This window comes from Pseudomonas sp. SIMBA_067, assembly GCF_046534675.1.
Lineage (GTDB): Bacteria > Pseudomonadota > Gammaproteobacteria > Pseudomonadales > Pseudomonadaceae > Aquipseudomonas > Aquipseudomonas putida.
This window is the reverse complement of record NZ_JAWRYH010000686.1, coordinates 1-261: the sequence shown is the minus strand read 5'-3', so window position 1 is coordinate 261 and position 261 is coordinate 1. Positions and strand designations below refer to the sequence as shown.

Annotated in this window: 1 pseudogene; it reads left to right on the top strand. The window is 58.6% G+C overall.

The annotated features are described in order from the left end of the window. Positions 1-261: pseudogene (gene ulaD, locus SB765_RS30880) on the top strand (3-keto-L-gulonate-6-phosphate decarboxylase UlaD); the annotation flags it as partial.

The window sequence follows — 261 nt, the reverse complement described above, 5'->3', positions numbered from 1 at the left end:
GCTGACTGGGTGACGGTAATTTGCTGTGCGGATATCAACACCGCCAAAGGCGCGCTGGACGTAGCAAAAGAGTTTAACGGCGACATGCAGATCGAACTGACCGGCTACTGGACCTGGGAACAGGCGCAGCAGTGGCGTGACGCAGGCATTCAGCAGGTGGTTTATCACCGCAGCCGTGACGCGCAGGCCGCAGGCGTAGCGTGGGGCGAAGCGGACATTACCGCGATCAAACGTCTTTCCGATATGGGCTTCAAAGTCACC